The sequence below is a fragment of the Sulfitobacter aestuarii genome, assembly GCF_042685005.1.
GTDB lineage: Bacteria > Pseudomonadota > Alphaproteobacteria > Rhodobacterales > Rhodobacteraceae > Sulfitobacter > Sulfitobacter aestuarii.
In genome coordinates this window covers 260,253-284,860 of record NZ_JBHUMP010000001.1, presented here as the reverse complement: position 1 = coordinate 284,860, position 24,608 = coordinate 260,253, and the positions used below count along the sequence as shown (strand labels likewise).

Here is a 24,608-nt window from a genome sequence, read left to right as displayed (position 1 = left end):
TCATGGTCAGCTCGCGAAGGCTTCATCCGCGCTGATACTGTCGATCCCCAACGCTTCGCCGACGGCGGCATAGGTGAGCCTGCCGGCATGGACGTTGAGCCCCGCCTTGAGATGCGGATCATCGGCGCAGGCCTGTTTCCAGCCCTTGTCGGCGATTGCCAGCATGAACGGCATGGTCGCATTGCCGAGCGCGATGGTCGAGGTCCGTGCCACGGCGCCGGGCATATTGGCCACGCAGTAATGCATGACGCCATCGACCTCATAGACCGGATCCTGATGCGTGGTGGCTTTCGACGTCTCGAAACACCCGCCCTGGTCAATGGCCACGTCAACCAGCGTCGCGCCATGATTCATCAAGCCGAGCTGGGCGCGGCTGATCAGTTTCGGCGCAGCGGCCCCCGGCACCAGGACCGCGCCCACGATCATGTCGGCACGCGGCAGCAGTTCCTCGATGGCGCCCCGGTCGGAAAATTGCGTCGTCAGCCGCCCCATGAAGACGTCATCAAGATAGGACAGGCGCGGCAGCGAGCGATCGAGCACGGTGACATTTGCGCCCATGCCAGTAGCGACCCGTGCCGCCGCGGTGCCGACGACACCGCCGCCGATGATCACCACATTGGCCGGGCGCACGCCGGGCACGCCGCCCATCAGCACGCCGCGGCCGCCATTGGCCTTTTGCAATGTCCAGGCGCCCATCTGCGGCGCCAGCCGTCCGGCCACTTCCGACATCGGGGCGAGCAGCGGCAGGCCGCCATTGCGATCCGTCACCGTCTCATAGGCGATGCAGGTGGCGCCCGATTGCATCAGATCCCGGGTCTGGTCCGGATCCGGCGCGAGATGCAGATAGGTAAAGAGCACCTGACCTTCGCGCAGCATCTTGCGCTCGGCGGACTGCGGCTCCTTGACCTTCACGATCATCTCGGCTTCGACAAAGACCGCCTCCGCCGTATCGACGATCCGCGCACCGGCGGCTTGATAAGCATCGTCTTCGAAGCCCGCGCCGACCCCGGCACCGGCCTGGACGATCACCTCGTGACCCCGACCGATCGCCTCCAGCGCGGCATTCGGGGTCAGGCCGACACGGTATTCCTGGGGCTTGATCTCTGTTGGGCAACCAATCTTCATAATTTCACTCTCCTCCATCCATTGTTACAAACCATAGCGCTTTGCCGCCGCAAGGCGCGTCGATTATGCCTCGCCAGCTGGCATTGGCTTCGTATAGGGTTGCACGAATATGACGACAGACGCGAGAATTTTGCGAGCATGACCCTGGACGAGATCGACCGCCGCATCCTGCGCGCGTTGCAGCGGGACGGGCGGATGTCCAATGCTGACCTGTCCGAGGTCGTGCATCTGTCGCCTTCGGCCTGTCATCGTCGGGTGCAGCGGCTGGAGAAGGACGGGTTGATCGACAGCTACGTGGCGCTGCTCGATCCGCGCAAGCTCGGTGTGCCGACGATCGTTTTCGTGGAGATCACCCTGCAGGGGCAAGCCGACGACCTGCTCGATGCTTTCGAGAAATCCGTCGCGCGGATTCCGGACGTTCTGGAATGTCATCTGATGGCCGGGACGGCAGATTACCTGCTGAAGATCGTGGCCGAGGATACCGAGGACTTTGCCCGGATCCATCGCCAGCATCTCTCGCGTCTGCCGGGTGTGGCGCAGATGCAATCGAGCTTTGCGCTGCGCACGGTCTGCAAGACCACGGCGCTGCCGCTCTGACAATCAGGCTCTGATAATCAGGCGCTGACCCCGGGCAAAGCAAAACCCCCGCCGCCGAGGGGCCACGGGGGTTGAAACTGTTGCGTCATGCGTCGGGGATGATTTACATCATGCCTTCGCGTTGCGCTTTTTTGCGTGCCAGCTTGCGGGCACGGCGGATCGCTTCAGCTTTCTCGCGCGCTTTTTTCTCGGACGGTTTCTCGAAATGCTGCTTGAGCTTCATTTCACGGAAAACGCCTTCGCGCTGGAGCTTTTTCTTCAGAGCCCGGAGGGCCTGATCGACATTGTTGTCGCGAACACTAACCTGCATGTGGTTGTCACCACCTTTCTAGGATAAAGTTGCAAGGATTTGCAGGAACCCGCCCTATATCAACCTGTGGCAGCTTTGTCCAGCCTGCACCGCTATTGCCTGGACCTGCCGAAAAGGAGCCCGTCATGAGCAATACTCTCCCCGATCCGAAGGCAAGGCTGCTTGATGCCGCGCTTGACCACGTGCCCTTCGATGGCTGGTCCGAGGCGACTTTTGCCGCGGCGATCAGCGATTGCGATATGGACCCGACCATGGCGCGGGCCATCTGTCCGCGCGGCGCTGTCGATCTCGCCGTTGCCTATCACAAACGCGGCGATGCGCTGATGCTTGAGCGGCTCGCTGAGGCACCGCTCAAGGGCATGCGTTTTCGTGACAAGATTGCCACGGCCCTGCGCTTTCGACTGGAGGCGGTCAGCGACAAGGAGGTGGTGCGCCGGGGCAGCGCGCTCTTTGCCCTGCCGCAATATGCCGCGGAGGGCGCCAAGCTGATCTGGGACACCGCCGATGCGATCTGGACCGCGCTCGGCGATACCTCGGAAGATGTGAACTGGTACACCAAACGGGCGACGCTGAGCGCCGTTTACACTGCCAGCGTGCTCTACTGGCTGGGCGATACCAGCGATGAACATGCCGCCACGCGCGCCTTTGTCGATCGTCGGATCAACGAGGTGATGCAGGTCGAGAAGCTGAAGGCGCAGGTGCGCGAAAGTCCGACGCTCAGCCGGTTGATGGCGGGGCCGAACTGGCTGTTGAGCAGGGTGAAAGCGCCGGTGCGACCGCCGAAAGCCGATTTGCCGGGCAGCTGGACATCGCCGCGCCGGTAGTGACAGCTTTCCCCTTCGCTGTCCGGGTGGTACAGGCGGGGAAACATGCCTGCCGAGGTTGACCGCCCATGGAAGCCGACATTCCGCCGCTGATCGCGCTCGAAAACGTGCAATTCGCACCTGAAGCCACGCCGGTGCTGCGTGACATCAGCCTGCGCGCTTCTGAAAGGCGGATCGCCATTGTCGGGCGCAACGGTTCGGGCAAGACCTCGCTGGCCCGGATAATCGCCGGATTGGTGCTGCCGGACGAGGGGCGGGTGCGCATTGCAGGTGTCGATGTCGGCAAGGACCGCAGGGCAGCGCTGAAGGTGGTCGGGGTGCTGTTTCAGAACCCGGATCACCAGATCATCTTTCCCACTGTCGAGGAGGAGATCGGCTTTGGCCTGACCCAGCTTGGCCAGTCGAAAGCCGAGGCGGCCCGCAACGTCACTGCGATTTTGGAGCGGTTCGGCAAGTCGCATTGGGCGAGGGCGGCGATCCACAGATTGTCGCAGGGTCAGCGCCAGCTTGTCTGCCTGATGGCCGTGCTGGCAATGCGTCCGAAGGTGATCCTGCTCGACGAGCCTTTTGCCGGGCTCGACATTCCGACTTCGCTGCATCTGGAGCGGGTGCTTGACGGGATCGACGCGACATTGCTTCAGATCACCCATGATCCGGCGACGGTGCAGCATTATGACCGCGTGGTCTGGCTCGACGAGGGCAGCATCCGCCAACAGGGCGCGCCCGCCGTCGTCCTGCCCGCCTTCACAGCCGCGATGACCGAGCTTGGAGGCGTCGATGATCTCTCTGACCTCGCCGGTTGAGACCGCTGCGCATCGCTGGCCCGCGGGGCTGAAGCTGGCGCTGCTCTGCGCCGCCACGATGGTGCTTTTCGCGGTCGAGAGCGTGTTCCTGCATCTGACCTTTCTGGCGCTGACCGTCGCGTTCTACCTGTTGCCGGGCCTGCGCTTCCTGCTTCTCGGCGCAGGGCGGATCAAAGTGCTCTGGCCCTTCGTGGCGGTCATCTTGCTGTGGCATTTTGTGACCGGGGATTTCATTGTCGGCGCGGTCATCGTGCTGCGGATGGTCACTGCCGTGGCGCTGGCCAATCTGGTGACCATGACCACGCGGCTGACCGACATGATGGCAGTGCTGCGCTGGTTGCTGACGCCCCTGCGCCGTTTCGGCGTCCAGACCCGGCGGATCGAACTCGCGATGGCGCTGGTCGTGCGCTTCGCCCCGGTGCTCGCGGAAAAGGGCGGGATGCTGGCGATGGCCTGGCGCGCCCGGGCGCGGCGGCGGGCGGGGTGGCGAATCGTCACGCCCTTTGCCGTTCTGGCGATCGATGATGCCGAACATGTGGCCGAAGCCCTGCGCGCCCGGGGCGGGCTCTGAAACCGCGCCCTGCCAACCCAGGGTTGACCGCTGCACTGCAGCATACTACCGATTGAGGCGAGAAGCGCCGCGGGCGCATAGACAAGGATAGACAGATGGAACGTTCCCTCACCCTGATCGCGCTGTTTGCCGCGCTGATCGCAGCACTCGGCCTGGTGCCCAAATTCACGCTCGCCTTCGGTGTCCCGATCACCGCTCAGACCCTCGGCGTCATGCTCTGCGGCACCGTGCTCGGCGCACGCCGGGGGGCCGCGGCGGTGCTGTTGTTCCTCGCCCTTGTGGCCCTCGGACTGCCGCTGCTGGCAGGCGGGCGCGGCGGGCTCGGCGCCTTTGCGACACCGTCGGTCGGTTTCCTGATCGGCTGGCCGATCGCGGCTTTCGTCACCGGTTTCATGGTCAGCCAGTGGCGCAGCCTCCCGTTGGGCCTTGCGGCCGGGATCGCCTCGGTGGTCGGGGGGATACTCGTCATGTATGTCTTCGGGATCTTCGGCATGATGGTGATGCTGAACAAGACCGCGCTCGAGGCCACCGCTCTGGTCACAGCCTTCATTCCCGGTGATGTGCTCAAGGCGGTTTTGGCCGGGTTCATCACCGCCGGCCTGGCGAAAGCCCGCCCGGCCAGCCTGCTGTCACGCGGATAGGACCAACGCGGTCCCGAGGCCTCCTGCCGCCGCTATGGCGGCGAGGCCGACCCCGCCGCAGTGCCGCAGCTCATGATAAAGCCGCACCGCATTGATCGCGCCTGAGGCACCGATCGGATGCCCGCGCGCCAGTGCCCCGCCGCCCCGGTTGACGCGCGAAGGATCGAGGCCCGCGCCTTCGACGCAGGCGATGGCCTGCACGGCGAAAGCCTCCATGATCTCCGCGGTGTCGATATCGCAGATTTCCAGAGACGCATTGGCGAGCGCTTTCTCGATCGCGGCAAGTGGCGCCAGCCCGGGACATTCCGGCACGGCACCCAGCGTCGCCCCGGACACGAGTTCAACACCCGTTCGCCTCTGCCGCGCCGCTGTCTGCGCGGACACCACGACGCAAAAGGCGGCGGCATCGGCCGCCACCGCCATGTTGGCTGCGGTGATACTGCCGCTGATCACCTTTGCACGCTGGCAGAGAGCCGGGCCGAGGCGGCGGGTGAAAGCATCCTGCGCCAGCCCTGCCACAGACACGATTTCGCCGCGTCCCGGCACCGCGTTCCTCGCCTTGGCATGGCTGGCGATCGCCCATTCGTCCTGCGCCTGCCGCGCGATCCGCTGGCTCTCTGCCAAGATCGCCGCGGCGTCAGCCATGCCAGGGTCACGGTCGGGCCAGGGCGTGAAGGGCGCTTGATCATAAGGCTGTGGCGCCCGGCCATCGGCAAAGGTCGCCAGGCGCAGAGGTCGGCGCGAATAGCTCTCGACACCGCCCGCGATCACCACCTCGGCCGCGCCGCTCAGCACTATCTGCCGTGCCAGCAGCAGCGCATCGAGCCCGCCCGCGCATTGCCGGTCGATGCTCAGCCCCGCCACCCGCTGCGGCAGACCGGCCGCCAGCGACACCAGTCGCGCCGGATTGCCGCCGGCTCCGAGCGCATTGCTGACGATCACCTCGTCGACCTGATCGGGCGCCAGCTCCGCCTGTTCGAGCAGGCCAGCGATCACCGGCGCGGCAAGATCCTGCAAAGACAGGGCCGCCAGCGCCCCGCCACGTGGCGCGACCGGGCTGCGACAGGCGGCAATGATCCGGACGCTCATACAGGCTCTTCCAGCCAGCGCGCGAGCGCCCGCAGGTCGGTCTTGCCGGAGGGCAGCAACGGCAGACTCTCGCGAAACAGGACCCGGTGCGGCGCTGCCAGCGCGCCGAGCGTTTCACGGCAATGGCGCTGCAGCCGCGTGGCCAGTTCGACGTCGTGAACCCCCTCCACGATCGCCACCAGACGATGACCGCGCAGCGGATCGGCGACCGGGAGAACGGCGCAGGCCGCGACCTCCGGAAGCGCGAGGATCGCCTGTTCGACTTCCTCGGGAAAGACGTTCTGATCGGCAATCGTCACCATACGGCTGCGTCGTCCCCGCAGCCAGAGGTTGCCCCGGGCATCGATTTCGCCCATCTCGCCGACAGTCACGAAACCTCCGTCCAAAAGGGTATCCCGGCTCTGTCCGGCCGCATAGCCGTCAAAGAGATAGGGGCTGCGCACCCAGACCGCGCCGACACCGTCGATCGGAGACCCATGGGCATCGCGGATCTCGAGGGTGACACCCGGATAGGGGTGGCCCACCGATCCGTCCGGCGTATCAAGATCAGTGATGGTGGCGAAAGAGGTCTCCGCCGCGCCGTAGAATTCATGCAGCCGGGCGCTTGGGAACGCGCGTTGCATCGCGGATCGCGTGGCCCGGTCGCACATGCCGCCCCCGCAAATGACCAGCCGCAAATCCTCGTTCACCCGACCCCTGGCCGCCTGGCAGATCAGACGCATCTGCGTCGGGGTCAGATAGAGAATGGTGATCCGCTGCCGTTCGAGCGCGGCCCATTGCCGTCCCGGCGACAGCCCGTCCAGCACATGTGCGTCCATCCCCAGATGCAGCGCTTCGAGCAGGCCGTAAAGCGCCAGCGAATGGCTCAGCCGCCCAAGCAGCGCGACCCGGTCCCGCGGCGTGAAACCGAACAGCGCGGCGTTGACCATGAAAGAGGCGATCCAGGACATCTGGCTGCGCCGGATCACCTTGGCATTCCCCGAAGAGCCGCCGCTCAGGGTACAGAAATTTCCGGGTGGCAGGTTGTCGACCCTCGGTGACGGACCGTCGTAAAGGCAGAAAGGCACCTGATCCATCAAGGCTTCGCCGAGCCGTGGCAGGCTTTCGGCGCTCGGTACGGCCCGGATAAGCCGAAATCCGCTCCCCTGCGCCGACGAGGGGCGCGAGACGGGACGCGTTTCGACGAAGAGCCGCGCCGCCTCATGCCAGTCGAATGTCGTCTCAGCACCCATACGTTGCTCCTGCTGCCGTCACTTCTCTGCCATAGCAAATCCCCCGCGCCCGGGCCAAGTGCGCAAAATCGGGATGCGCCGGGCCATCGCCTGACCTATGCTGCCGCAAACCAGAACGGAAAGGACCAGCGATGACCGATACGATGCGCGCCGTCGAGATCACCAAGCCCGGCGGACCGGAGATGCTGCAACTCACCCAGCGCCCGATCCCGCAGCCGGATCATGATCAGGTGGTGATCAGGGTGGCCTATGCCGGGGTCAATCGCCCCGACGCGTTGCAGCGGGCGGGAATGTATGCCCCGCCACCCTCCGCCAGCGACCTTCCCGGACTCGAAGCCTCCGGCGAAATCGTCTCCGTCGGGGCAGGTGTGACGGATCTGTCCGTGGGCGACAAGGTCTGCGCCCTGCTGCCCGGTGGCGGCTATGCGGAATATGTCGCGACCCCGGCCGCCCATTGTCTGCCGGTGCCACGGGGCATGGGGATGAAGGAAGCCGCCTGCCTGCCCGAGACCTTCTTCACGGTCTGGTCGAACGTCTTCATGCGCGGCGGGCTCACCGCCGGCGAACGATTTCTCGTGCATGGCGGCTCTTCAGGGATCGGCACGACGGCGATCCAGCTCGCCAAGGCTTTCGGCGCCCGTGTCTTCACGACCGCCGGCACCGACAGCAAATGCGCGGCCTGCATGAAACTCGGGGCCGAAGCGGCAATCAATTACCGGGATACGGATTTCGTCGATGTGCTGCAGGCCGAAGGCGGCGCAAACCTGATCCTCGACATGGTCGGGGGCGAATACATCCCGCGCAACCTCAAGGCGCTGGCGGATGACGGTCGACTGGTGCAGATCGCTTTTCTGCAGGGACCGAAGGTCGAGGTCAATTTTGCACCGCTGATGACCCGTCGCCTGACCCTGACCGGCTCCACCCTGCGCCCACAGAGCGACCTTGCCAAGGCCAGGATCGCAGCGGAATTGCGCGAGAATGTCTGGCCCTTGCTCGATGCCGGGCGGGTCGCTCCGGTCATGGATTCCGAATATGAACTCGCGGCTGCCGGTGATGCCCATGCACGGATGGAGACCAGCGGTCATATCGGCAAGATCGTCCTGAAGGTCGACGGTTGAACGCGGCTTGATTTGCCTGACGGCAAATGCCTCCGGCGGAGGTATTTAGGGTCAGAAGAAACGATATGTTCACCCTGTCCTGTCACGAAGGCAGCACGGTACAGGCTGAGGAGCCGATGACCGTGTCAGGAGAAGCGACCGATCGGTCCTTCAACCTGCCCGCCTCGCAACCGCGTCTGTGAGGCGGGCTTCCGCTTCTTCTGGCCGAAAATACCTCCGCTGGAGGCTTCGACGGCTCATCGAAGTGCCGCCGACTATGTTTCAGCGCAGCGGCGCGAAGAGCGCGTCTTCAAGGCGGCAGTCACGCCGTACATCGGCGCCACAGGGTATCGGAGTCATTTCGCGGGACAGGCAGGTCCGCGCCTCCTGTATGTGTCCCGCCTTGCAGGTGATGGTGATCGATTCCGGCGTCAGGTCGGGATTGGCCTTGAGGAAGGCTTCCTCGACCACCGAAGCAGGCAGGCGGATGTCGCGGCTGAGTTTGCGAAATACCACCGGGCGGGCAATATCGGCATAGGCGCTGCGGGACAGCTCGAAATATTCTGCCGCGCTGAGACCGGTGCAGCTGCCGTGTTTCTTCCATTGATGCCAGGCCAGGCCGGGATTGCCCATGATGTCTGCCATTGCCGCGGTCATGGCGCGGGTCGGCGGGCGTGCGGCGGCCTGGCAATAGCTCGGGTAACCTCGATCATATTGCGGCCAGAGCCCGTGCAGGACCCAGCCCTGACCGCTGCCTTCTGCGCATTGACGCTCTTCGTCGCGGCCCGGATTGCGGGCACACCAGTTTGGGGACCAACTCAGCGACAATACGAAATAGTCGAAATATCCGGCCCGGTCTTCCGCCGCCGTGGCCGGGTGGGAAAGTGCAAGGCCGAGGAGAATGAGCCGCAGGAGGTGACGCCGCATTTGGTCTTTCCTTGTCCGGTTGATCTCTCTATATAGATGCCAATTCCCCTACAATGGAAACCGTTCCGCCCCGCGGGACAGCCTTTCAGGCGACGGGGAAAATGTGTTTTTAGGAGAGAGCGACATGGCAAAACCGATCATGGCCAAGGCCACTGCAGTCTGGCTGGTCGACAACACCACCATCAGCTTCAAGCAGATTGCCGATTTCGTCGGCATGCATGAGCTGGAAGTGCAGGGCATTGCGGATGGTGATGTCGCGCAGGGTGTGAAGGGGTTCGACCCGATAGCAAACAATCAGCTGACCCAGGAAGAGATCGACACCGCCGAGGGCAACCCGTTGCATCGGCTGAAGCTGAAGTTCAACGCGGCCGCACAGGGCGAGGAAAAGCGGCGGGGGCCGCGCTATACGCCGCTCAGCAAGCGGCAGGACCGCCCGGCGTCGATCCTTTGGCTGGTGAAGTTCCATCCCGAGCTCAGCGATGGTCAGATCGGCAAGCTGGTCGGAACGACGAAGCCGACTATCCAGGCGATCCGCGAGCGCACGCATTGGAATATTGCCAATATCCAGCCTATCGATCCAGTGGCGCTTGGACTGAGTCGTCAATCCGAGCTCGATGCCGCGGTGCAAAAGGCCGCTGCCAAGAAGCTCGCCGAAGGTGGCGTGATGAGCGATGACGAGCGCCGCAAGCTGGTGAGCACCGAGCAGAGTCTTGGCATGGAGAACGAGCCGAAGATCCCGACGGCGATCGAGGGTCTCGAGACCTTCACCCTGTCCGGTACGTCCGAGGAGGATGAAGACGAGGAAGAGAGCCGCCACAAGGGTGATTATTCCGATGCTGACAGCTTCTTCAGCATCCCTGACGACAAGGATGAAGAAGCCGACAAGGACGACGACGACAAATAGGTTGCTCCTTCGCCATGGCGGGACGGTTTCGGAACTCTCCGCTTGTCATCGGAGTTGATAATGCAGGGTGCCGGGCAATGTCCGGCGCCCTGTTGTCATTGAATCCCCTGGGAGGCAAAGCGCGCGCGGATGGAGAGCAGTGTTCTGAACATCTTGCTTTGGGGACTGACCGGACTTCTCATTCTCGCGACACTGATGCCGCTCAGCAAATTGCCCCACGGCAGCGTCCGCGGGTTGGCCTTTCCGCGGGAGCAGTTTTTTGGACTGGCCCTTGTTCTTGCCATCGCGATGTTCTTCACCCAATCGGGCCATGCGCGATGGATTGGGACCCTGTTGCTGCTGTTGGTGGCGGGCGCGCAGGCGATCTACATCGCCAAGTTTACGCCGTTCTGGCGTAGGCAATCGGTGAAGGCCGACGGTGATCTTGTCCAGGCTCGCGACCGACGGGTTTCGCTGCTGGCATCGAATGTAAAATTATCCAATCGCGCCTATGGTCGGCTGATCTCGCTCATTCGCGAACGGGATCCGGACATCGGCATGGCAATCGAAGTGGACGCCGACTGGATCGCGGCACTGTCGCAGGAATTTCGCGCCGATTATCCTTATTGGGTCGAGGTGCCGAAAACCAACGGCTATGGCCTCTGCGTGATGTCAAAGCTCGAGTTGCGGGATACGCAGGTGCGCGAGATGATCACTGACGGGGTTCCGTCGATCAGGGCGACGGTCGTACTGCGCGACGGAGCGAAGTTCCGGCTCTACGTCGTGCATCCGGAGCCCCCCGTGATCGATCACGATACCCAGGGCCGGGACGCCGAGATCGCGCTGATCGGGATGGAGGCCGCCGAGGATCCGCTCCCCGCCATCGTCACCGGCGATCTGAACGATGTCGCCTGGTCAACCACGACGCGCCGTTTTCAGCGGCTATCGGGTCTGCTCGATCCGCGGGTGGGACGCGGATTTTACAACACGTTCAGCGCCACGATGCCCTGGATGCGCTGGCCGCTCGATCACCTGTTTCATGACCCGAAGTTTCGTCTGGTGTATATGGAGAGAACCGAGAAGATCGGATCGGATCATTTTCCCATGTGGTTTGTCCTGGCGCTGGCCGCGAGCGAGAAAGCCGATGCGGACCCGGGCGAAAGCGATGTCGAGGAAGAACGCGAGGTCGTGGAGATGGTCGAGGACGAGAAGAAACGCGAGCGTGAGGCGATCGGCAGCGACTGGGAGGATTGACGCGCGAGCCGCCCCGGGCCTCTGCCGGAAGCCGCGGCGGGGGCGCGAAAGAGCCAATTTCAGAATTCTCCGAAATACCCCTTGATCGAATCTCAAAACAACGTATGTGGCGCTTCACAGACGCCAACGCACGCGCCTCTGGCCGGTCGGTTCGAACCTGACTGACCCGCGTTTATGTAGCGACGGTAACGTCTCTTGAAACGACTCTTGGGGCGTTTACAGCCCCACCTGCTCTTTGGAGATGACCAATGAACGCTATGGTTTCCGGCGCATTTGACGCCCCATCCGCAAATGTTGATCTGGCCGCCGCCTATATCGCGGCGCACAGCTTTGACCGTCCGACCCTTGTGATCAGCCGTGGCCGGGTGGCCATGCAGTACGACGCTCTGCGCAACGGGCTCGGCCGGGCGAAAATTCACTACGCGGTGAAGGCCAATCCGGCTGCGGAGATCATTCGTCTGCTGGTCGAGAAGGGAGCCGGATTTGACGCGGCCTCGCGCGCCGAGATCGAGCTCTGCCTTAGCCAGGGCGCGAGCCCGTCCGATATTTCCTTCGGCAATACCATCAAGCGCGCTTCCGACATTGCGTTTGCCCATGGCGTCGGCGTGACCCTCTTTGCCGCGGATTCCGATGCCGAGCTGGAGAAGATCGCCGCTTATGCGCCGGGCGCGCGGGTCTATCTGCGGTTGATCGTGGAAAATTCCATGGCCGATTGGCCGTTGAGCCGGAAGTTCGGCTGTGCCGCGCAATCGCTTCCCGGCCTGCTTGATCATGCCAAGGCGCTCGGCCTTGTGCCCTACGGCCTGTCGTTCCATGTCGGCTCGCAAACCCGCAAGGCAGCGTTCTGGATCCCGGTTCTCGATCAGGTCGCGCCGCTCTGGCATGCGGCGCGCGCTGCCGGTCACGACCTGCAATTGCTGAATCTCGGGGGCGGCTTCCCGGCCTTTCACGGCGAGGCGATCGAGGCACCGCAAAGCTATGCGGCCAGTGTGATGGCGGCGGTCGAGGCCCGTTTCGGCGCCGTTCCCGAAGTGATGGCGGAGCCCGGCCGGGGATTGGTCGCGGATGCAGGTCATATCGCTGCAGAGGTGGTGCTGGTCAGCCGGAAATCGGAGGATGATCTGCATCGCTGGGTCTATCTCGACATCGGACGATTTTCGGGTCTGGCGGAGACCGAGGGCGAGGCGATTCGCTATCAGATCGCAACACCGCATGACGGCGGCGATACCGGCCCCTGCGTGCTTGCGGGTCCGTCCTGTGATTCGGCGGATATCCTCTATGAAAAGCGCCCGATCCATTTGCCGCTCGCTCTGAAAGATGGCGACAAGGTTATGATTCGCAACTGCGGGGCCTATACATCCTCCTATAGTTCTGTAGGGTTCAATGGATTTCCGCCGCTGGATGTGATCGTCCTCTGAACGGGCTGATCTGCGTCGCACGGAAAAGGCCGTCCGCTTTGGGAGGAGCGGGCGGCCGTTCATCATTCAAGGGCTAATCGTGAATGTTGTTCGGCGTGCGTGCAGCGATGTTTAGAGCGACTTGCGCGCGCGCATCGCCGCGGTGATCGTGCCGTCATCGAGGTAATCGAGTTCACCGCCGATCGGCACGCCCTGGGCAAGCGATGTAAGACGCACCTTGTCCTCGAGCTGATCGGCAATGTAATGCGCGGTCGTCTGCCCGTCGATCGTGGCATTGAGGGCAAGGATCACCTCGCTGATATTCTCCCCGGCCACCCGGTCGATCAGCTGGGGAATCCGCAATTCCTGCGGGCCGACGGCATCCAGCGCGGAGAGCGTGCCGCCGAGCACGTGATAGCGCCCCTTGAACACGCCGGAACGTTCCATCGCCCAGAGATCGGCGACATCCTCGACAACACAGAGCTCGCCGTTGGCGCGCTTTTCTGAGTTGCAGATATCGCAGATATCGCTGGTCCCGACATTGCCGCAGTTCAGGCATTCGCGCGCCGTGGCGGCAACCTGCTGCATCATGTCGGCCAGCGGTGTCAGCAGCAGCGCGCGTTTGCGGATCAGATGCAGTACCGCGCGCCGGGCCGAGCGCGGACCGAGACCGGGCAGCCTTGCCATCAGGTCGATCAGGGCGTCGATGTCACGCGTGCTGTTCACGGCCGCTCTTTCTGCGCCAGGGCACGGGACGATGCCCCGGCGCGTCTTGGTACCGCGCCGATCAGAACGGCAGCTTCATGCCCGCGGGCAGGCCCATGCCTTCGGTCAGCTTGGTCATCTCTTCCTGGGCCCGGTCGCTGGCCTTGCCCTGCGCGTCCTTGATCGCGGCGAGGATCAGGTCTTCGACGACCTCCTTGTCATCGCCGTTGAAGATCGACGGATCGATGTCCAGCGTCTTGAGCTCGCCCTTGGCGGTGCAGGTCGCCTTGACCAGCCCGGCACCGGCCTCGCCCTCGACCATGATGTTGTGCATGTCTTCCTGGAGCTGGGTCACCTTGCCCTGCATCTCCTGCGCCTTTTTCATCATCCCGGCCATGTCGCCGAGCCCGCCTAATCCTTTGAGCATTGCTCTCTCCTAATGTTCAGCTTGGGTGTCATATGAGGCTGCCTGTGCCGCGGATCAACCGTCTTCGAACGGGTCCCATACATCTTCGACCTCGGGCAATGCCTCGCTTACCGCCGCGGCGGCGATCTGTTCGGGCGTGCGGATCGAGGTGATCCGGGCCTTGGGGAATTGCGCCAGCACGGCCTGCATCAGCGGATGCTCGGTGGCCTGCGCCTTGAGAGTCAGCTCCTTGGCATCGCGCACTTCCGCGATAGTCTCACTGCCGCCCTCGTTGACGATGATCACCGCCCAGCGGTTGCCGGTCCAGAGCTGCAGCTTGGCGCCGAGCCTTTGCGCGAGATCGCGGGGGGCGGTCTCGGTCGGGACGAATTCAATCCGCCCGGGCTGATAGGCGGCGAGGCGCAGCGAGGTTTCGACCTCGACCAGCAGTTTCACGTCACGATGCGTACGGATCAGCTCGACCACATGATCGAAGCTCGGAAACCGGGCCAGGGCGGATTCGGCCTGAGCGGCCAGCGCCGTGACCTGACCGCCGCCGCCACCGGCAGGGTGGCGGCCTACGGCACTGGCCTGCGAGCCGGTGCCGGAAATCGAAGCCCCGCCACCGCCACCGGGTGTCCGGGCAGGAGGCACCGGCGTATTGTTCAGTTTGCGCAGCAATTCCTCGGGACTGGGCAAATCCGCCACATGGGTAAGCCGGATGATCGCCATTTCCGCTGCCATCATCGCGTTCGGGGCGGCCGCGACCTCGTCGAGCGCTTTCAGCAGCATCTGCCAGAGCCTTGTCAGTACCCGCATCGGCAATGCTTCCGCCATCGCCTGACCGCGGGTGCGTTCTTCCGGCGAAATCGTCGGGTCCTCGGCGGCGTCGGGGGTGATCTTCACCACCGAAACCCAATGGGTGATCTCGGCAAGGTCGCGCAGCACCGCCATCGGGTCCGCGCCATCGGCATATTGACCGGAAAGTTCGGTCAGCGCCCCCGCCGCATCGCCGCGCAGGATCATGTCGAGCAGGTCGAGCACCCGGCTGCGGTCCGCCAGGCCGAGCATTGCGCGGACCTGTTCGGCGCTGGTCTCTCCGGCGCCGTGGCTGATCGCCTGATCGAGCAGCGAGGTCGCATCCCGAGCCGAACCTTCCGCCGCCCGGGTGATCAGCGCCAGCGCGTCCTCGGCGATCTCGGCGCCCTCCGCCCCGGCGATCTTCTTCAGCAGCGCGATCATTACCTCGGGCTCGATGCGCCGCAGATCGAAGCGCTGGCAGCGTGACAGCACCGTAACCGGCACCTTGCGGATCTCGGTCGTGGCGAAGATGAATTTGACGTGTTCGGGCGGTTCCTCCAGCGTCTTCAACAGCGCGTTGAAAGCGCCTGTCGAGAGCATGTGAACTTCGTCGATGATATAGACTTTGTAGCGCGCCGACGCCGCCCGATAATGGACGGAATCGATGATCTCGCGGATATTGGCCACCCCGGTATTCGAGGCCGCGTCCATCTCCATCACATCGACATGGCGGCCTTCCATGATCGCCACGCAATGCTCGCATTGCCCGCAGGGGTCGGTCGTCGGGCCGCCCTGACCATCGGTGCCGATGCAGTTCATCCCCTTGGCGATGATCCGCGCGGTCGTGGTCTTTCCGGTGCCGCGGATCCCCGTCATCACGAAGGCCTGCGCGATACGGTCGGCCGCGAAAGCGTTCTTCAGGGTGCGCACCATGGCGTCCTGCCCGACGAGATCGGCGAAGGTTTCGGGCCGGTATTTGCGGGCCAGCACGCGATAGGCGGTTGCGTCGGTCATGATGCCTCGGTTCGGATTCGTTCACCGGGCCAAACTAGGCGCTGAGCGCGGGCGCGTCCACCGCTTCACAGCATCCAGAGAATCGCGCCCACCGCAAATGAGGCGATGCTGAACACCACCGCCATGGCTTTCATGCGGCGGTTCGGCTGGGCATTGGCATGGTGATCGTTCAGCCGCTCGAGCGTCTTCGTCGCCGTGTCATGCGCCGCCCAGAAGATGTAGACCGCCGCGATCACGAAGATCGTCGCCGCGGCCTTGGCCACCCATGTCGGGTCGAAAGCGCCGAATACCGCCTTGAGCCCGATCGCCACTGCCAGGGATGCCATGCCGGTGCGCATCCAGCCCGCAAAGGTGCGCTCGTTAGCAAGGATCGTCCGATCCTCTGCCCAATCGGTGCGGTTTTCGGCAAGGTCATTCTTGTCGCTCATTGAACCATTTCCGTTATCATGCGTTGCTTTGGCAATAACATCAGATAGCACGGGATCGATCACATGCGACTACGCGGGATAAGACGCAGCCGGAATGTGGAAGTACGGCGCGGTCGCGGGGTCGGACGGGCCGGGGGGCTTGGCGTCGTCGGCGTGCTGGCGGTGCTGGCGATCGGTTATTTCACCGGCATCGACGTCACGCCGCTGTTGACCGGGGGCGGCGGTGCGCCGGTCGAGCGGAGCGCACCCGTCACTGCGGAGGACAGCGAGATGACGCAATTCTCCGCGCAGGTATTGGCGACAACCGAAGATGTCTGGGGCAAGATATTTCAGGAACAGCTCGGTGAGACCTACACGCCGCCCAAGTTGGTCGTGTTCTCCGGCGTGACACAGAGCCAGTGTGGCGGGGCCTCCGGCGCGACCGGACCGTTCTATTGCCCGGCGGATCAGCGCGCCTATCTCGATACGCAATTCTTCGATCTGCTAGGCCAGCGCATGGGAGCGGAAGGCGATTTCGCCGCAGCCTATGTCATCGCGCATGAGGTTGCGCACCATGTGCAAAACGAGCTCGGCATTCTTCCCCAGGTGAACGCCGCCCGCCAGCAATCGTCCGAAGTCGAGGCCAATGCCCTGACCGTGCGGCTTGAGTTGATGGCCGATTGCCTGTCGGGCATCTGGGCATCCAATGTAAGAGGCCTGATGGAAAAGGGCGACCTTGACGAAGCGCTGAACGCGGCACGCAAGATCGGCGATGACTATCTGCAACGGCAGGCCGGACGGGTTCCCCAGCCGCATACGTTCACCCATGGCACTTCCGAGCAACGCTCGCGCTGGTTTGCCACCGGGTTCGAGAGCGGTCAGATTGGATCCTGCGATACGTTCTCCGCCGAGAGCCTGTGAGGGGTGTGTAGGGAGATCGCCTCGACCGATTTCATCCATCTTGAGGCTGGATTTCCAAGCATCGCCTTTCTGCAAGGCGAATGGTCTAAGGTGAGAGGCTGATAACGACCCAAGCGGGGCTCGTTACGGCTGCTTCCTTCCGGATCTGACCGGGTTGGCGAGGCGCCTGCCCGCACCAACCTCTCGAAACCCGATATAGGACCTCCGCGCACGGAGTGCAAGGATCACAACGTTTGCCCTCTTTGTCCTAAGCAGACTTTCGTCGATCTCGAACTCTCAGGTCCGGAATGTGGACCCTGCAGCGATCTGGATTTCGATATGCGAGCGGATCACGACGCTGCGCCCAAGCCCCCCGGCATTGCCATTTCATCCATCCCCGTGCCAAGCCTTGCATGAGAAACAGGAGAACAGGGGCAGCAGGTGCGAAGAGCGGAGCAGGTAACCTTCGGCGGTTCGGCGCTGGACAGGGCAGGGGAGCTGCGCGCCGATGCAGAGGCGGTGCATCGCGCCAAGACCGACCCGGCGGCCCGGGGGCTGCTGTTCTGGCGCGGCAAACCGCTGGTGAATATCGCGCGGCCGGCATTTCTGGTGCGTCTTGGCATGGACCATCCGGTGCTGAGCGATACGCGCCTGCCCCCGATCTTGCTTGGCCGGGAGTCCGGCGCGCCGCGTTTCGCGTTCGATATCTCGCACTGGACCCCACCCGATCTTCACACCGAGACACTGGGGGCTTTCACCGATACCAGCGAACAATGCCATCCGCTTCTTGAAGACGGTCAGGTCTTTGCGGAGCTGCGCCGGGTTATGCCCTGGCTTGACGCGCGCGATGCCGAGCTGGCGGCGACCGGCAAGGCGCTCCTCGCCTGGCATGACAGTCACGGATTCTGCGCGGCTTGCGGCACGCGGAGCGAGATGACGCAGGCCGGGTGGCAGCGCGTCTGCCCGTCCTGCAAGGCGGGGCATTTTCCGCGCACCGACCCGGTGGCGATCATGCTGATCACCCATGGCAATTCTGTGCTGATGGGGCGCAGCCCGGGCTGGCCCGACGGCATGTACTCGCTGCTGGCCGGGTTCGTCGAACCGGGCGAAAGCCTTGAGGCCGCGGTGCGTCGCGAGGTTTTCGAGGAGGCCGGGGTTCGGGTCGGGCAGGTCGATTATCTGGCCAGCCAACCCTGGCCTTTCCCCGCCTCTTTGATGCTGGGCTGCTCGGGAACCGCGCTGGGAAGGGAACTCACCGTCGATCCGGTCGAAATAGAAGACGCGCTCTGGATCAGCCGCGAGGATATGGCGGATATTTTCGCAGGACTGCACCCGGTAATCCTGCCGGCACGCAAAGGCGCAATTGCGCATTTTCTCCTGGCAAACTGGCTTGCGGATACATTGAATTGACGGATAAGTGGGGAAATCGAAACAGGCAGGCAGACGTGGCATGAAATTCTCCACAAAGGAAGATATCAACGCGCCGATCGAGGCGGTATTCGACATGCTCTGCGATTTCGAAAACTTCGAACGCGCGGCCATTCGGCGCGGTGCCGAGGTGCAGCGGGTCGATCAGCTGCCTAAGCCCGCTACGGGCATAACCTGGCGCGCGGCCTTCGATCTGCGCGGGAAACGCCGTGAAATGCAGCTCGAAATGGTGGCGTTCGACCGGCCGCAGGAGATGGTGCTGGAAAGCACGTCGCCTGGCCTCATGGGGGTGATGGCGATCGAACTGATGCCGCTGTCGCGCAATCGTACACGGGTTGCCATCGTGCTCGACATCAAGCCCCTCAACCTGTCGGCGCGGCTGCTGGTGCAATCGATGAAGCTGGCGAAAACGTCGCTGACCCGCAAGTTCAAGCTGCGCATCGCCGACTACGCGAAAACCCTGGAAGAACGCCATGGACGTCTCGCCTGACCTGCGCCGCGATGCTGACGCAGGGTGGCAGTGAGGTGCGCGAAACAGCATGAAACCTGAAATCATCGAACTCGCCGGACGCGCTGCTAGCCTCGGATCAAGCGATGAGCTTTGGAATGTCTGTCAGCAGATGCTGCCCGAATACGGGGTGACGGCGATTGGCTACGGGATCATTCCGCTGGCCGCCGAGGCGCGGCGGCTGGGAAATGCTACCGCGGGATATTTTCGCAACACCTATCCGCAGGATTGGGCCGCGGGCGGCGACGATCCGATCAATGACAAGATCACCATCGACAAGGTGCGCGACGGCGCGCGGCTGGTGTTTTGGGAGGATCCCCGACTGCTCGACGGCGCGCGACCCGCGCAAATCCGTCGCCGCGCTCACGAGGCTGAGATCGGGATGCGTCAGGGCGTATCGATCGGAACCAGCTTTGCACAGAATGGCCGACCGGTTTCAGGTCTCGCCTTCGCCTTTGGCACGCTGCGGACCTATAAGGAAATGGTGGCGCATTGGCGTGAGTATTCCTACGATTTGAACTATATCTCGCAAATCATCGACAATGGATTTCGGGGGCCGTCATCGATACTCCTGCCGCAATTGTCGCAGCGCGAACGGGATTGCCTGAGCTATCTCGTGATTGGCATGCGGCCTGCCGAGATTTCCCATGCGCTTAATATCAGTGAGAAAACGCTGGAAAAGCATATCGGCAGCGCCAAGCATAAACTCAATGCGCGCACCCGCGATCAGGCCCTGGTGAAGGCGTTGGTGCTCAACCTGATTGATCCCTGACCGGGTCAAATGGGGAATTTCCCCCAATAGTAGAAAACCGCCGATCTGACTAGGTATCCGGGCATCGTGCGACCACCCTGTCACACGAGGATTTCAGGCAGTGATTATCGCCAACCTGATGGTAGCCCGTTAACGTCTTCCGATTTGAAGACATGGGGCTGCCATCGGGTTGGATGCTGCCGCGTCAGGCGGGCGTCAGGAATCGCCGCGGCCCGGATGGGCCGGATAAACCCCGAGAATGTCGAGACTGTTGGTGAAATAGGCCAGCTCTTCGAGCGCACGCTGCACGGCGGGGTCGTCGGGATGTCCCTCGATATCGGCATAGAATTGCGTCGCGGTGAAGGAGCCACCGACCATGTAGCTTTCGAGCTTGGTCATGTTCACACCATTGGTGGCGAAACCGCCCATCGCCTTGTAGAGCGCCGCAGGAATGTTGCGGACCTCGAAGACGAAAGTGGTCAGCATCCGTTCGGCGCGGCGCGCCAAATCGATATCCGGCGCCATCAGCAGGAAGCGGGTCGTGTTGTGATCCTGATCCTCGATGTCGCGGGCCAGAACCTCGAGCCCATGGATGTCGGCGGCCACCGCGCTGGCCAGCACTCCCTCGCTGCGGGCGCCGGAGATCGCGAGCTCGGCGGCGGCGCCGGCGCTGTCGGCAGCGGCTTCCGAAGTGATGTTGTGGGTGTTGAGGAAGCTGCGCGCCTGCGGCAGCAGCACCAGATGGGCCCGCACATGCCGGATGTCGCCCAGCTTCACGCCCGGCACCGCCATCAGCGCGATCCTTACCCGCACGAAAGCCTCGGCGATGATATGCAGTCCGCTCTCCGGCAGCAGCCGGTGGATATCGGCGACCCGGCCATAGGTGGTGTTCTCGACCGGCAACATCGCAAGATCGGCGCGGCCCTCGCGCACCGCACGGATCACCCCTTCAAAGGTCTTGCAGGGCACCGGCGTCATGTCGGGGCGCGCCTGCAGGCAGGCCTCGTGGCTATAGGCACCCAGAGCGCCCTGAAAGGCGATACGCGGGGCGGATTTGACGTTCATCGGCGCGTTCCTCGGTGTTTGCTGCCCGTGCAAGGCTGGGGCAGGGCGATTGGTCGCGGTAACTACATCTTGCTTGCAACAAGGGAAAGCAATAGATACCCGCCCAGACAAAGCTGACTCCCGTGCCCAATACCAAGTGATGGACCCTGACGCATGTTCGATACAATGACCCTTACCAAAATTGCCGCCGGCCTGTTCGGGGCATGGCTGATCCTTCTGCTTGGCAAATGGGCAGGCGAGGAGCTCTATCATGCAGATGCCCATGGTGAGCCGTCCTACGTGATCGAAGTGGCGGATGCCGGTGGCGAAGAGGCCGAGGATATCGACTTTGCCGAGGTCATGGCTGCCGCCGATGCCGAGAAGGGCGCCAAGGTCTTCAAGAAATGCTCTTCCTGCCACAAGACCGAAGCAGGCGCGAATGCCACCGGGCCCTATCTGCATGGCGTGGTCGGCCGCGCCATCGCCTCGGTCGACGGGTTCGGCTATTCCGGCGCGCTGAGCGGCATCGAGGGCGACTGGACCCCCGAGGAACTGAGCGCCTTCCTGGAAAGCCCGAAAGGTTATGCCCCCGGCACCACCATGGGTTTCGCGGGTCTGAGGAAGATCGAGGACCGCGCCGACGTGATCGCCTATCTTGACAGTCTCGACAACTGATCGCGCGCAATGCCGCATGACGAAGGCCGTCCTCGGGGCGGCCTTTTGCTTATGGAATCCGGGATTTCCGCCGGATAACATTTTCGCAACTTGTAACTTGCGTCAGTGCGCCGTTAGCCTACGTCCTGAGCAATTCCGCCTGATCCCCTGACCGAGGATATGCCCGATGTTTCGAGCCAAGACCGCCACCGCCGCCCGCAGCCGTGATTTCGCCGTGCCGGTCCTGCGGGCAGGTTTCCTCGGACTCGCGGCTTCGATGCTGCTGATCGCCGGACAGGGGCGGGCGCAGGATCAGGAAGAGTCGCAGAAGATCATCAAGAGCCACGGGTATTCCTTTTATGGCGATCTCAAATATCCCGAGGATTATTCGCATTTCGATTACGTGAACCCCGACGCACCGAAGGGGGGCGAGATCTCGCTTTCGGCGCTTGGCACTTTCGACTCGATGAACCCCTATAGCCGCAAGGGCCGCGGCGGTGCGCTGAGCACGATCATGTACGAGAGCCTGCTCGGCGAGGGCACCGGTGGCGAACTTGCGCCTTCCGATGTCTATGGCGAGGAGTATTGCCTGCTTTGCGAGAGCCTGGAGTATCCCGAGAGCAAGGATTGGGTTATTTTTCACATGCGCAAGGATGCGAAATTCTCTACCGGTGATCCGGTGACCGCCCATGACATCGCTTTTTCGCATAACCTCCTGCTCGATCAGGGGCTGCAATCCTATGCCGAGGCGGTGCGCAAGCGCATTCCCAAGGTCGAGGTGATCGACGATCACACGATCAAGTTCCATTTCACCCCCGGCATCTCGCGGCGCAGCCTGATCGATCAGGTCGGCAGCGTGCCGGCATGGTCGAAGAAATGGTACGAGGAGACCGGCGCCCGGCTCGATGAATCCCGGCTCACCGCCTCGCCCGGCTCCGGCCCCTATATGGTCGACAGTATCGATGTGAACCGTCGTATCGTTTACAAGCGCAATCCGGATTACTGGGGCAAGGATCTGCCGTTCAATGTCGGGCGCAACAATTTCGACAGGATCCGCGTCGAATATTTCGGAGACGAGAATTCCGCCTTCGAGGCGTTCAAGGCTGGAGAATACACTTTCCGTGTCGAGGGCAATTCAAAGCAATGGGCCAGCGCCTATGACTTTCCGAAGGTCCAGCAGGGCTATGTCGTGAAAGAGGAAGTGCCTGACGGCTCGCCGCCGACCCCGGGAGGGATCGTCTTCAATCTTGGACGCGACGTGCTGCAGGACAAGCGTGTCCGTCAGGCCGTGGCGCTCGGGTTCAATTTCGAATGGACCAATGAATCGCTGCAATACGGCCTGTTCAAGCCCCGCGCATCCTTCACGCAGGATACGCCGCTGATGGCGCAGGGCGTGCCAGAGGGGGCCGAGCTCGAATTCCTGAAATCGCTTGGTGACGTCGTGCCGCCGGAGTTGCTGAGCGAGGAAGCGGTGATGCCGCATGGTTCGGACGCTTCCCGCCTGCTCGACCGGCGCAATGCGCGCCGCGCGATGAAACTGCTCGACGAGGCGGGTTGGCAGGTCGGGGATGACGGGATGCGCCGCGACGAACGCGGCGTGCCCCTGCGGCTGACCTTCCTGCTCAACTCCTCCGGTTCGGCCACGCTGAGCGCCGTCGTGGAGAACTTCATGTTGAACCTGCGTGCAATGGGGATCGACGCCGTCCTCGAGAAGGTCGATGCCTCGCAATATACCGCCCGCGAACGCGACCGCGATTACGACATGGTTTACGATTCCTATGCCTCCTTCCTCGGCACCGGCACCGGGCTCGCGCAGCGCTATGGTTCGGAAGCGGCGGAATTTTCGCTTTTCAACCCGGCCGGGCTCGCCAGCCCGCTGGTCGATGCGATCATCGAGGCTTCGCTGAATGCGCCCGATGCGGAGCTTGAACATGCCACGTTGAAGGCGCTCGACAGGGCTCTGCGCTATGAGTTCTTCATGATCCCGACCTGGTATACCGACAGCTATTGGGTTGCCTATTACGACCAGTACGAGCATCCCGATGCACAGCCCGCCTATGCGCTCGGACAGCTCGATTTCTGGTGGTACAACGCCGACAAGGCCGCCGACTTGCGCGCGGCCGGCGCCTTGAGATAACCACCCCCCATGGGCGCATATATTTTCAGAAGGCTGTTGCTGATCATTCCGACGCTGATCGGAATCATGCTGATCAACTTTGCGCTGGTGCAATTCGTGCCGGGCGGCCCGGTGGAACAGGCGATTGCCCGCATTCAGGGTGGCGGCGACGTTTTCGAAGGCTTCGCCGGGGCCGGTAATGACGCGGGCAACAGCGATCTTGGCGGCAACGAGAATTACGTCGGCGCGCGCGGCCTGCCGCCGGAGTTCATCGCCGAACTGGAAAAGGAATTCGGCTTTGACAAGCCGCCGGTCGAGCGTTTCTTCAACATGATGTGGAACTACATGCGCTTCGATTTCGGGGAGAGTTACTTTCGCTCGATCAGCGTGATCGATCTGGTCAAGGAGAAGCTGCCGGTGTCGATCACGCTCGGCCTGTGGTCCACCCTGATCGCCTATATGATCTCGATCCCGCTCGGCATTTCCAAGGCGGTGCGCGACGGATCGAGCTTTGACACCTGGACCTCGGGCGCGATCATCGCCGCCTATGCGATCCCCGGCTTTCTTTTCGCAATCCTGCTGCTCGTGCTTTTCGCAGGCGGTTCCTATTGGCAGATATTCCCTTTACGGGGGCTGACCTCGGATAATTGGGATCAGCTCAGCCCGCTCGGCAAGGTCGCGGACTACTTCTGGCACATCACCCTGCCGGTGCTGGCCTCGACCATCTCGGCCTTCGCGACGCTGACCCTGCTGACCAAGAACAGCTTTCTCGACGAGATCAAGAAACACTACGTGATGACCGCGCGCGCCAAGGGGCTGAGCGAGCGCAAGGTGCTCTACGGCCATGTTTTTCGCAACGCGATGTTGATCGTGATCGCGGGCTTCCCGGCGGTGTTCATCGGGGTGTTTTTCGGCGGTTCGCTGATCATCGAGACGATTTTTTCGCTGGATGGTCTCGGGCGGCTGGGCTTCGAGGCGGCGGTGGCGCGGGACTATCCGATTGTCTTCGGCACGCTGTTCATCTTCGGGTTGATCGGCCTCATTGTCGGCATCCTGTCTGACCTGATGTATGTGCTGGTCGATCCGCGCATTGATTTCGAGCGGAGAGAAGGCTGATGGAACGC

26 protein-coding genes and 1 other RNA gene are annotated in these 24,608 nt (G+C 63.0%); 16 read left to right on the top strand and 11 right to left on the bottom strand.

Annotation, left to right across the window (positions count from 1 at the left end; genetic code table 11):
- Nucleotides 1-6: 6 nt before the first annotated feature.
- On the bottom strand, nucleotides 7-1,125 hold the full coding sequence (ald, locus tag ACFSUD_RS01470; protein WP_386370754.1) for an alanine dehydrogenase: 1,119 nt from the start codon (nucleotides 1,123-1,125) through the stop codon (nucleotides 7-9).
- Nucleotides 1,126-1,263: 138 nt separating this feature from the next.
- On the opposite strand from ald, the gene ACFSUD_RS01465 reads away from it, so the two are divergent.
- Nucleotides 1,264-1,722 carry an Lrp/AsnC family transcriptional regulator gene (locus tag ACFSUD_RS01465; RefSeq protein ID WP_386370752.1) on the top strand — a complete coding sequence of 153 codons (459 nt, stop codon included), beginning with the start codon at nucleotides 1,264-1,266 and terminating at the stop codon, nucleotides 1,720-1,722.
- Between the two features lie 103 nt (nucleotides 1,723-1,825).
- Here the strand turns inward: ACFSUD_RS01465 and rpsU are convergent, their stop codons facing one another.
- Complete coding sequence (gene rpsU, locus ACFSUD_RS01460) at nucleotides 1,826-2,032, bottom strand: 30S ribosomal protein S21 (RefSeq protein WP_007118112.1); 207 nt, start codon at nucleotides 2,030-2,032, stop codon at nucleotides 1,826-1,828.
- 125 nt (nucleotides 2,033-2,157) lie between these two features.
- On the opposite strand from rpsU, the gene ACFSUD_RS01455 reads away from it, so the two are divergent.
- From ACFSUD_RS01455 to ACFSUD_RS01440, 4 genes are all read left to right on the top strand, one after another.
- Nucleotides 2,158-2,856: a COQ9 family protein gene (locus ACFSUD_RS01455; RefSeq protein ID WP_386370750.1), complete on the top strand. Its 699-nt coding sequence runs from the start codon at nucleotides 2,158-2,160 to the stop codon at nucleotides 2,854-2,856.
- 68 nt (nucleotides 2,857-2,924) lie between these two features.
- Nucleotides 2,925-3,659 carry an energy-coupling factor ABC transporter ATP-binding protein gene (locus ACFSUD_RS01450; protein ID WP_386370748.1) on the top strand — a complete coding sequence of 245 codons (735 nt, stop codon included), beginning with the start codon at nucleotides 2,925-2,927 and terminating at the stop codon, nucleotides 3,657-3,659.
- Nucleotides 3,634-4,230 carry a CbiQ family ECF transporter T component gene (locus ACFSUD_RS01445; protein ID WP_386370746.1) on the top strand — a complete coding sequence of 199 codons (597 nt, stop codon included), beginning with the start codon at nucleotides 3,634-3,636 and terminating at the stop codon, nucleotides 4,228-4,230. The genes ACFSUD_RS01450 and ACFSUD_RS01445 overlap by 26 nt, the downstream gene beginning before the upstream one ends.
- 95 nt (nucleotides 4,231-4,325) lie before the next feature.
- Nucleotides 4,326-4,871, top strand: a complete 546-nt coding sequence (locus ACFSUD_RS01440; protein WP_386370744.1) for a biotin transporter BioY — start codon at nucleotides 4,326-4,328, stop codon at nucleotides 4,869-4,871.
- Here the strand turns inward: ACFSUD_RS01440 and ACFSUD_RS01435 are convergent.
- Together ACFSUD_RS01435 and ACFSUD_RS01430 are read right to left on the bottom strand one after the other, a co-directional pair.
- On the bottom strand, nucleotides 4,860-5,960 hold the full coding sequence (locus ACFSUD_RS01435) for an acetyl-CoA C-acyltransferase (protein ID WP_386370742.1): 1,101 nt from the start codon (nucleotides 5,958-5,960) through the stop codon (nucleotides 4,860-4,862). The two genes, ACFSUD_RS01440 and ACFSUD_RS01435, sit on opposite strands and share 12 nt — an antisense overlap.
- Complete coding sequence (locus ACFSUD_RS01430) at nucleotides 5,957-7,192, bottom strand: class I adenylate-forming enzyme family protein (RefSeq protein ID WP_386370740.1); 1,236 nt, start codon at nucleotides 7,190-7,192, stop codon at nucleotides 5,957-5,959. The genes ACFSUD_RS01435 and ACFSUD_RS01430 overlap by 4 nt, the downstream gene beginning before the upstream one ends.
- A gap of 131 nt (nucleotides 7,193-7,323) precedes the next feature.
- Here ACFSUD_RS01430 and ACFSUD_RS01425 point away from each other — a divergent pair, with 131 nt between their 5' ends.
- Nucleotides 7,324-8,310, top strand: a complete 987-nt coding sequence (locus ACFSUD_RS01425) for an NAD(P)H-quinone oxidoreductase (RefSeq protein ID WP_386370738.1) — start codon at nucleotides 7,324-7,326, stop codon at nucleotides 8,308-8,310.
- A 261-nt stretch (nucleotides 8,311-8,571) separates the two neighbouring features.
- On the opposite strand, the gene ACFSUD_RS01420 is transcribed toward ACFSUD_RS01425, so the two are convergent.
- A complete protein-coding gene (locus ACFSUD_RS01420; RefSeq protein ID WP_386370736.1) occupies nucleotides 8,572-9,216 on the bottom strand; it encodes a ribonuclease T2 family protein in 645 nt (214 codons plus the stop codon).
- Between the two features lie 124 nt (nucleotides 9,217-9,340).
- Here ACFSUD_RS01420 and ACFSUD_RS01415 point away from each other — a divergent pair, with 124 nt between their 5' ends.
- The 3 genes from ACFSUD_RS01415 to ACFSUD_RS01405 all read left to right on the top strand — a co-directional run bounded on the left by ACFSUD_RS01415 (nucleotide 9,341) and on the right by ACFSUD_RS01405 (nucleotide 12,771).
- Nucleotides 9,341-10,120: a DUF1013 domain-containing protein gene (locus ACFSUD_RS01415; RefSeq protein WP_386370734.1), complete on the top strand. Its 780-nt coding sequence runs from the start codon at nucleotides 9,341-9,343 to the stop codon at nucleotides 10,118-10,120.
- 129 nt (nucleotides 10,121-10,249) lie between these two features.
- Nucleotides 10,250-11,353, top strand: coding sequence for an endonuclease/exonuclease/phosphatase family protein (locus ACFSUD_RS01410; RefSeq protein WP_386370732.1), 1,104 nt, complete (start codon nucleotides 10,250-10,252; stop codon nucleotides 11,351-11,353).
- Between the two features lie 248 nt (nucleotides 11,354-11,601).
- A complete protein-coding gene (locus ACFSUD_RS01405) occupies nucleotides 11,602-12,771 on the top strand; it encodes a type III PLP-dependent enzyme (RefSeq protein WP_386370730.1) in 1,170 nt (389 codons plus the stop codon).
- Nucleotides 12,772-12,882: 111 nt separating this feature from the next.
- Here ACFSUD_RS01405 and recR read toward each other — a convergent pair whose 3' ends face one another.
- The 4 genes from recR to ACFSUD_RS01385 form a co-directional block, all read right to left on the bottom strand.
- Nucleotides 12,883-13,476, bottom strand: a complete 594-nt coding sequence (recR, locus tag ACFSUD_RS01400) for a recombination mediator RecR (protein WP_386370728.1) — start codon at nucleotides 13,474-13,476, stop codon at nucleotides 12,883-12,885.
- A gap of 61 nt (nucleotides 13,477-13,537) precedes the next feature.
- The gene (locus ACFSUD_RS01395) at nucleotides 13,538-13,882 is read right to left on the bottom strand and encodes a YbaB/EbfC family nucleoid-associated protein (protein ID WP_386370726.1); all 345 of its coding nucleotides are present in this window, start codon (nucleotides 13,880-13,882) and stop codon (nucleotides 13,538-13,540) included.
- A 54-nt stretch (nucleotides 13,883-13,936) separates the two neighbouring features.
- Nucleotides 13,937-15,676 carry a DNA polymerase III subunit gamma/tau gene (locus ACFSUD_RS01390; RefSeq protein WP_386370724.1) on the bottom strand — a complete coding sequence of 580 codons (1,740 nt, stop codon included), beginning with the start codon at nucleotides 15,674-15,676 and terminating at the stop codon, nucleotides 13,937-13,939.
- A gap of 65 nt (nucleotides 15,677-15,741) precedes the next feature.
- Entirely contained in the window at nucleotides 15,742-16,104 is a 363-nt protein-coding gene (locus ACFSUD_RS01385; protein ID WP_386370722.1) for a DUF202 domain-containing protein, read from the bottom strand.
- A gap of 63 nt (nucleotides 16,105-16,167) precedes the next feature.
- Between ACFSUD_RS01385 and ypfJ the strand changes: the two genes are divergently transcribed.
- The gene (gene ypfJ, locus ACFSUD_RS01380) at nucleotides 16,168-17,004 is read left to right on the top strand and encodes a KPN_02809 family neutral zinc metallopeptidase (protein WP_386370720.1); all 837 of its coding nucleotides are present in this window, start codon (nucleotides 16,168-16,170) and stop codon (nucleotides 17,002-17,004) included.
- 88 nt (nucleotides 17,005-17,092) lie between these two features.
- On the opposite strand, the gene ffs is transcribed toward ypfJ, so the two are convergent.
- Nucleotides 17,093-17,190: signal recognition particle sRNA small type (ffs, locus tag ACFSUD_RS01375), an RNA gene on the bottom strand.
- Between the two features lie 234 nt (nucleotides 17,191-17,424).
- Here ffs and nudC point away from each other — a divergent pair.
- The 3 genes from nudC to ACFSUD_RS01360 are packed head-to-tail and all read left to right on the top strand — an operon-like array spanning nucleotide 17,425 to nucleotide 19,691.
- The gene (gene nudC, locus ACFSUD_RS01370; RefSeq protein ID WP_386370719.1) at nucleotides 17,425-18,393 is read left to right on the top strand and encodes an NAD(+) diphosphatase; all 969 of its coding nucleotides are present in this window, start codon (nucleotides 17,425-17,427) and stop codon (nucleotides 18,391-18,393) included.
- Nucleotides 18,394-18,433: 40 nt separating this feature from the next.
- On the top strand, nucleotides 18,434-18,901 hold the full coding sequence (locus tag ACFSUD_RS01365; protein WP_386370717.1) for an SRPBCC family protein: 468 nt from the start codon (nucleotides 18,434-18,436) through the stop codon (nucleotides 18,899-18,901).
- Nucleotides 18,902-18,950: 49 nt separating this feature from the next.
- The gene (locus ACFSUD_RS01360) at nucleotides 18,951-19,691 is read left to right on the top strand and encodes a helix-turn-helix transcriptional regulator (protein WP_386370715.1); all 741 of its coding nucleotides are present in this window, start codon (nucleotides 18,951-18,953) and stop codon (nucleotides 19,689-19,691) included.
- Between the two features lie 195 nt (nucleotides 19,692-19,886).
- On the opposite strand, the gene ACFSUD_RS01355 is transcribed toward ACFSUD_RS01360, so the two are convergent.
- Nucleotides 19,887-20,735 carry a prephenate dehydratase gene (locus ACFSUD_RS01355; protein WP_386370713.1) on the bottom strand — a complete coding sequence of 283 codons (849 nt, stop codon included), beginning with the start codon at nucleotides 20,733-20,735 and terminating at the stop codon, nucleotides 19,887-19,889.
- Nucleotides 20,736-20,888: 153 nt separating this feature from the next.
- Between ACFSUD_RS01355 and ACFSUD_RS01350 the strand changes: the two genes are divergently transcribed.
- The 3 genes from ACFSUD_RS01350 to ACFSUD_RS01340 all read left to right on the top strand — a co-directional run bounded on the left by ACFSUD_RS01350 (nucleotide 20,889) and on the right by ACFSUD_RS01340 (nucleotide 24,600).
- Nucleotides 20,889-21,389: a c-type cytochrome gene (locus tag ACFSUD_RS01350; RefSeq protein ID WP_386370711.1), complete on the top strand. Its 501-nt coding sequence runs from the start codon at nucleotides 20,889-20,891 to the stop codon at nucleotides 21,387-21,389.
- Nucleotides 21,390-21,645: 256 nt separating this feature from the next.
- Entirely contained in the window at nucleotides 21,646-23,505 is a 1,860-nt protein-coding gene (locus tag ACFSUD_RS01345; RefSeq protein ID WP_386371088.1) for an extracellular solute-binding protein, read from the top strand.
- A gap of 9 nt (nucleotides 23,506-23,514) precedes the next feature.
- Nucleotides 23,515-24,600 (top strand): microcin C ABC transporter permease YejB, encoded by a 1,086-nt coding sequence (locus ACFSUD_RS01340; protein WP_386370709.1) that lies wholly within the window; start codon nucleotides 23,515-23,517, stop codon nucleotides 24,598-24,600.
- Nucleotides 24,601-24,608: the final 8 nt, after the last annotated feature.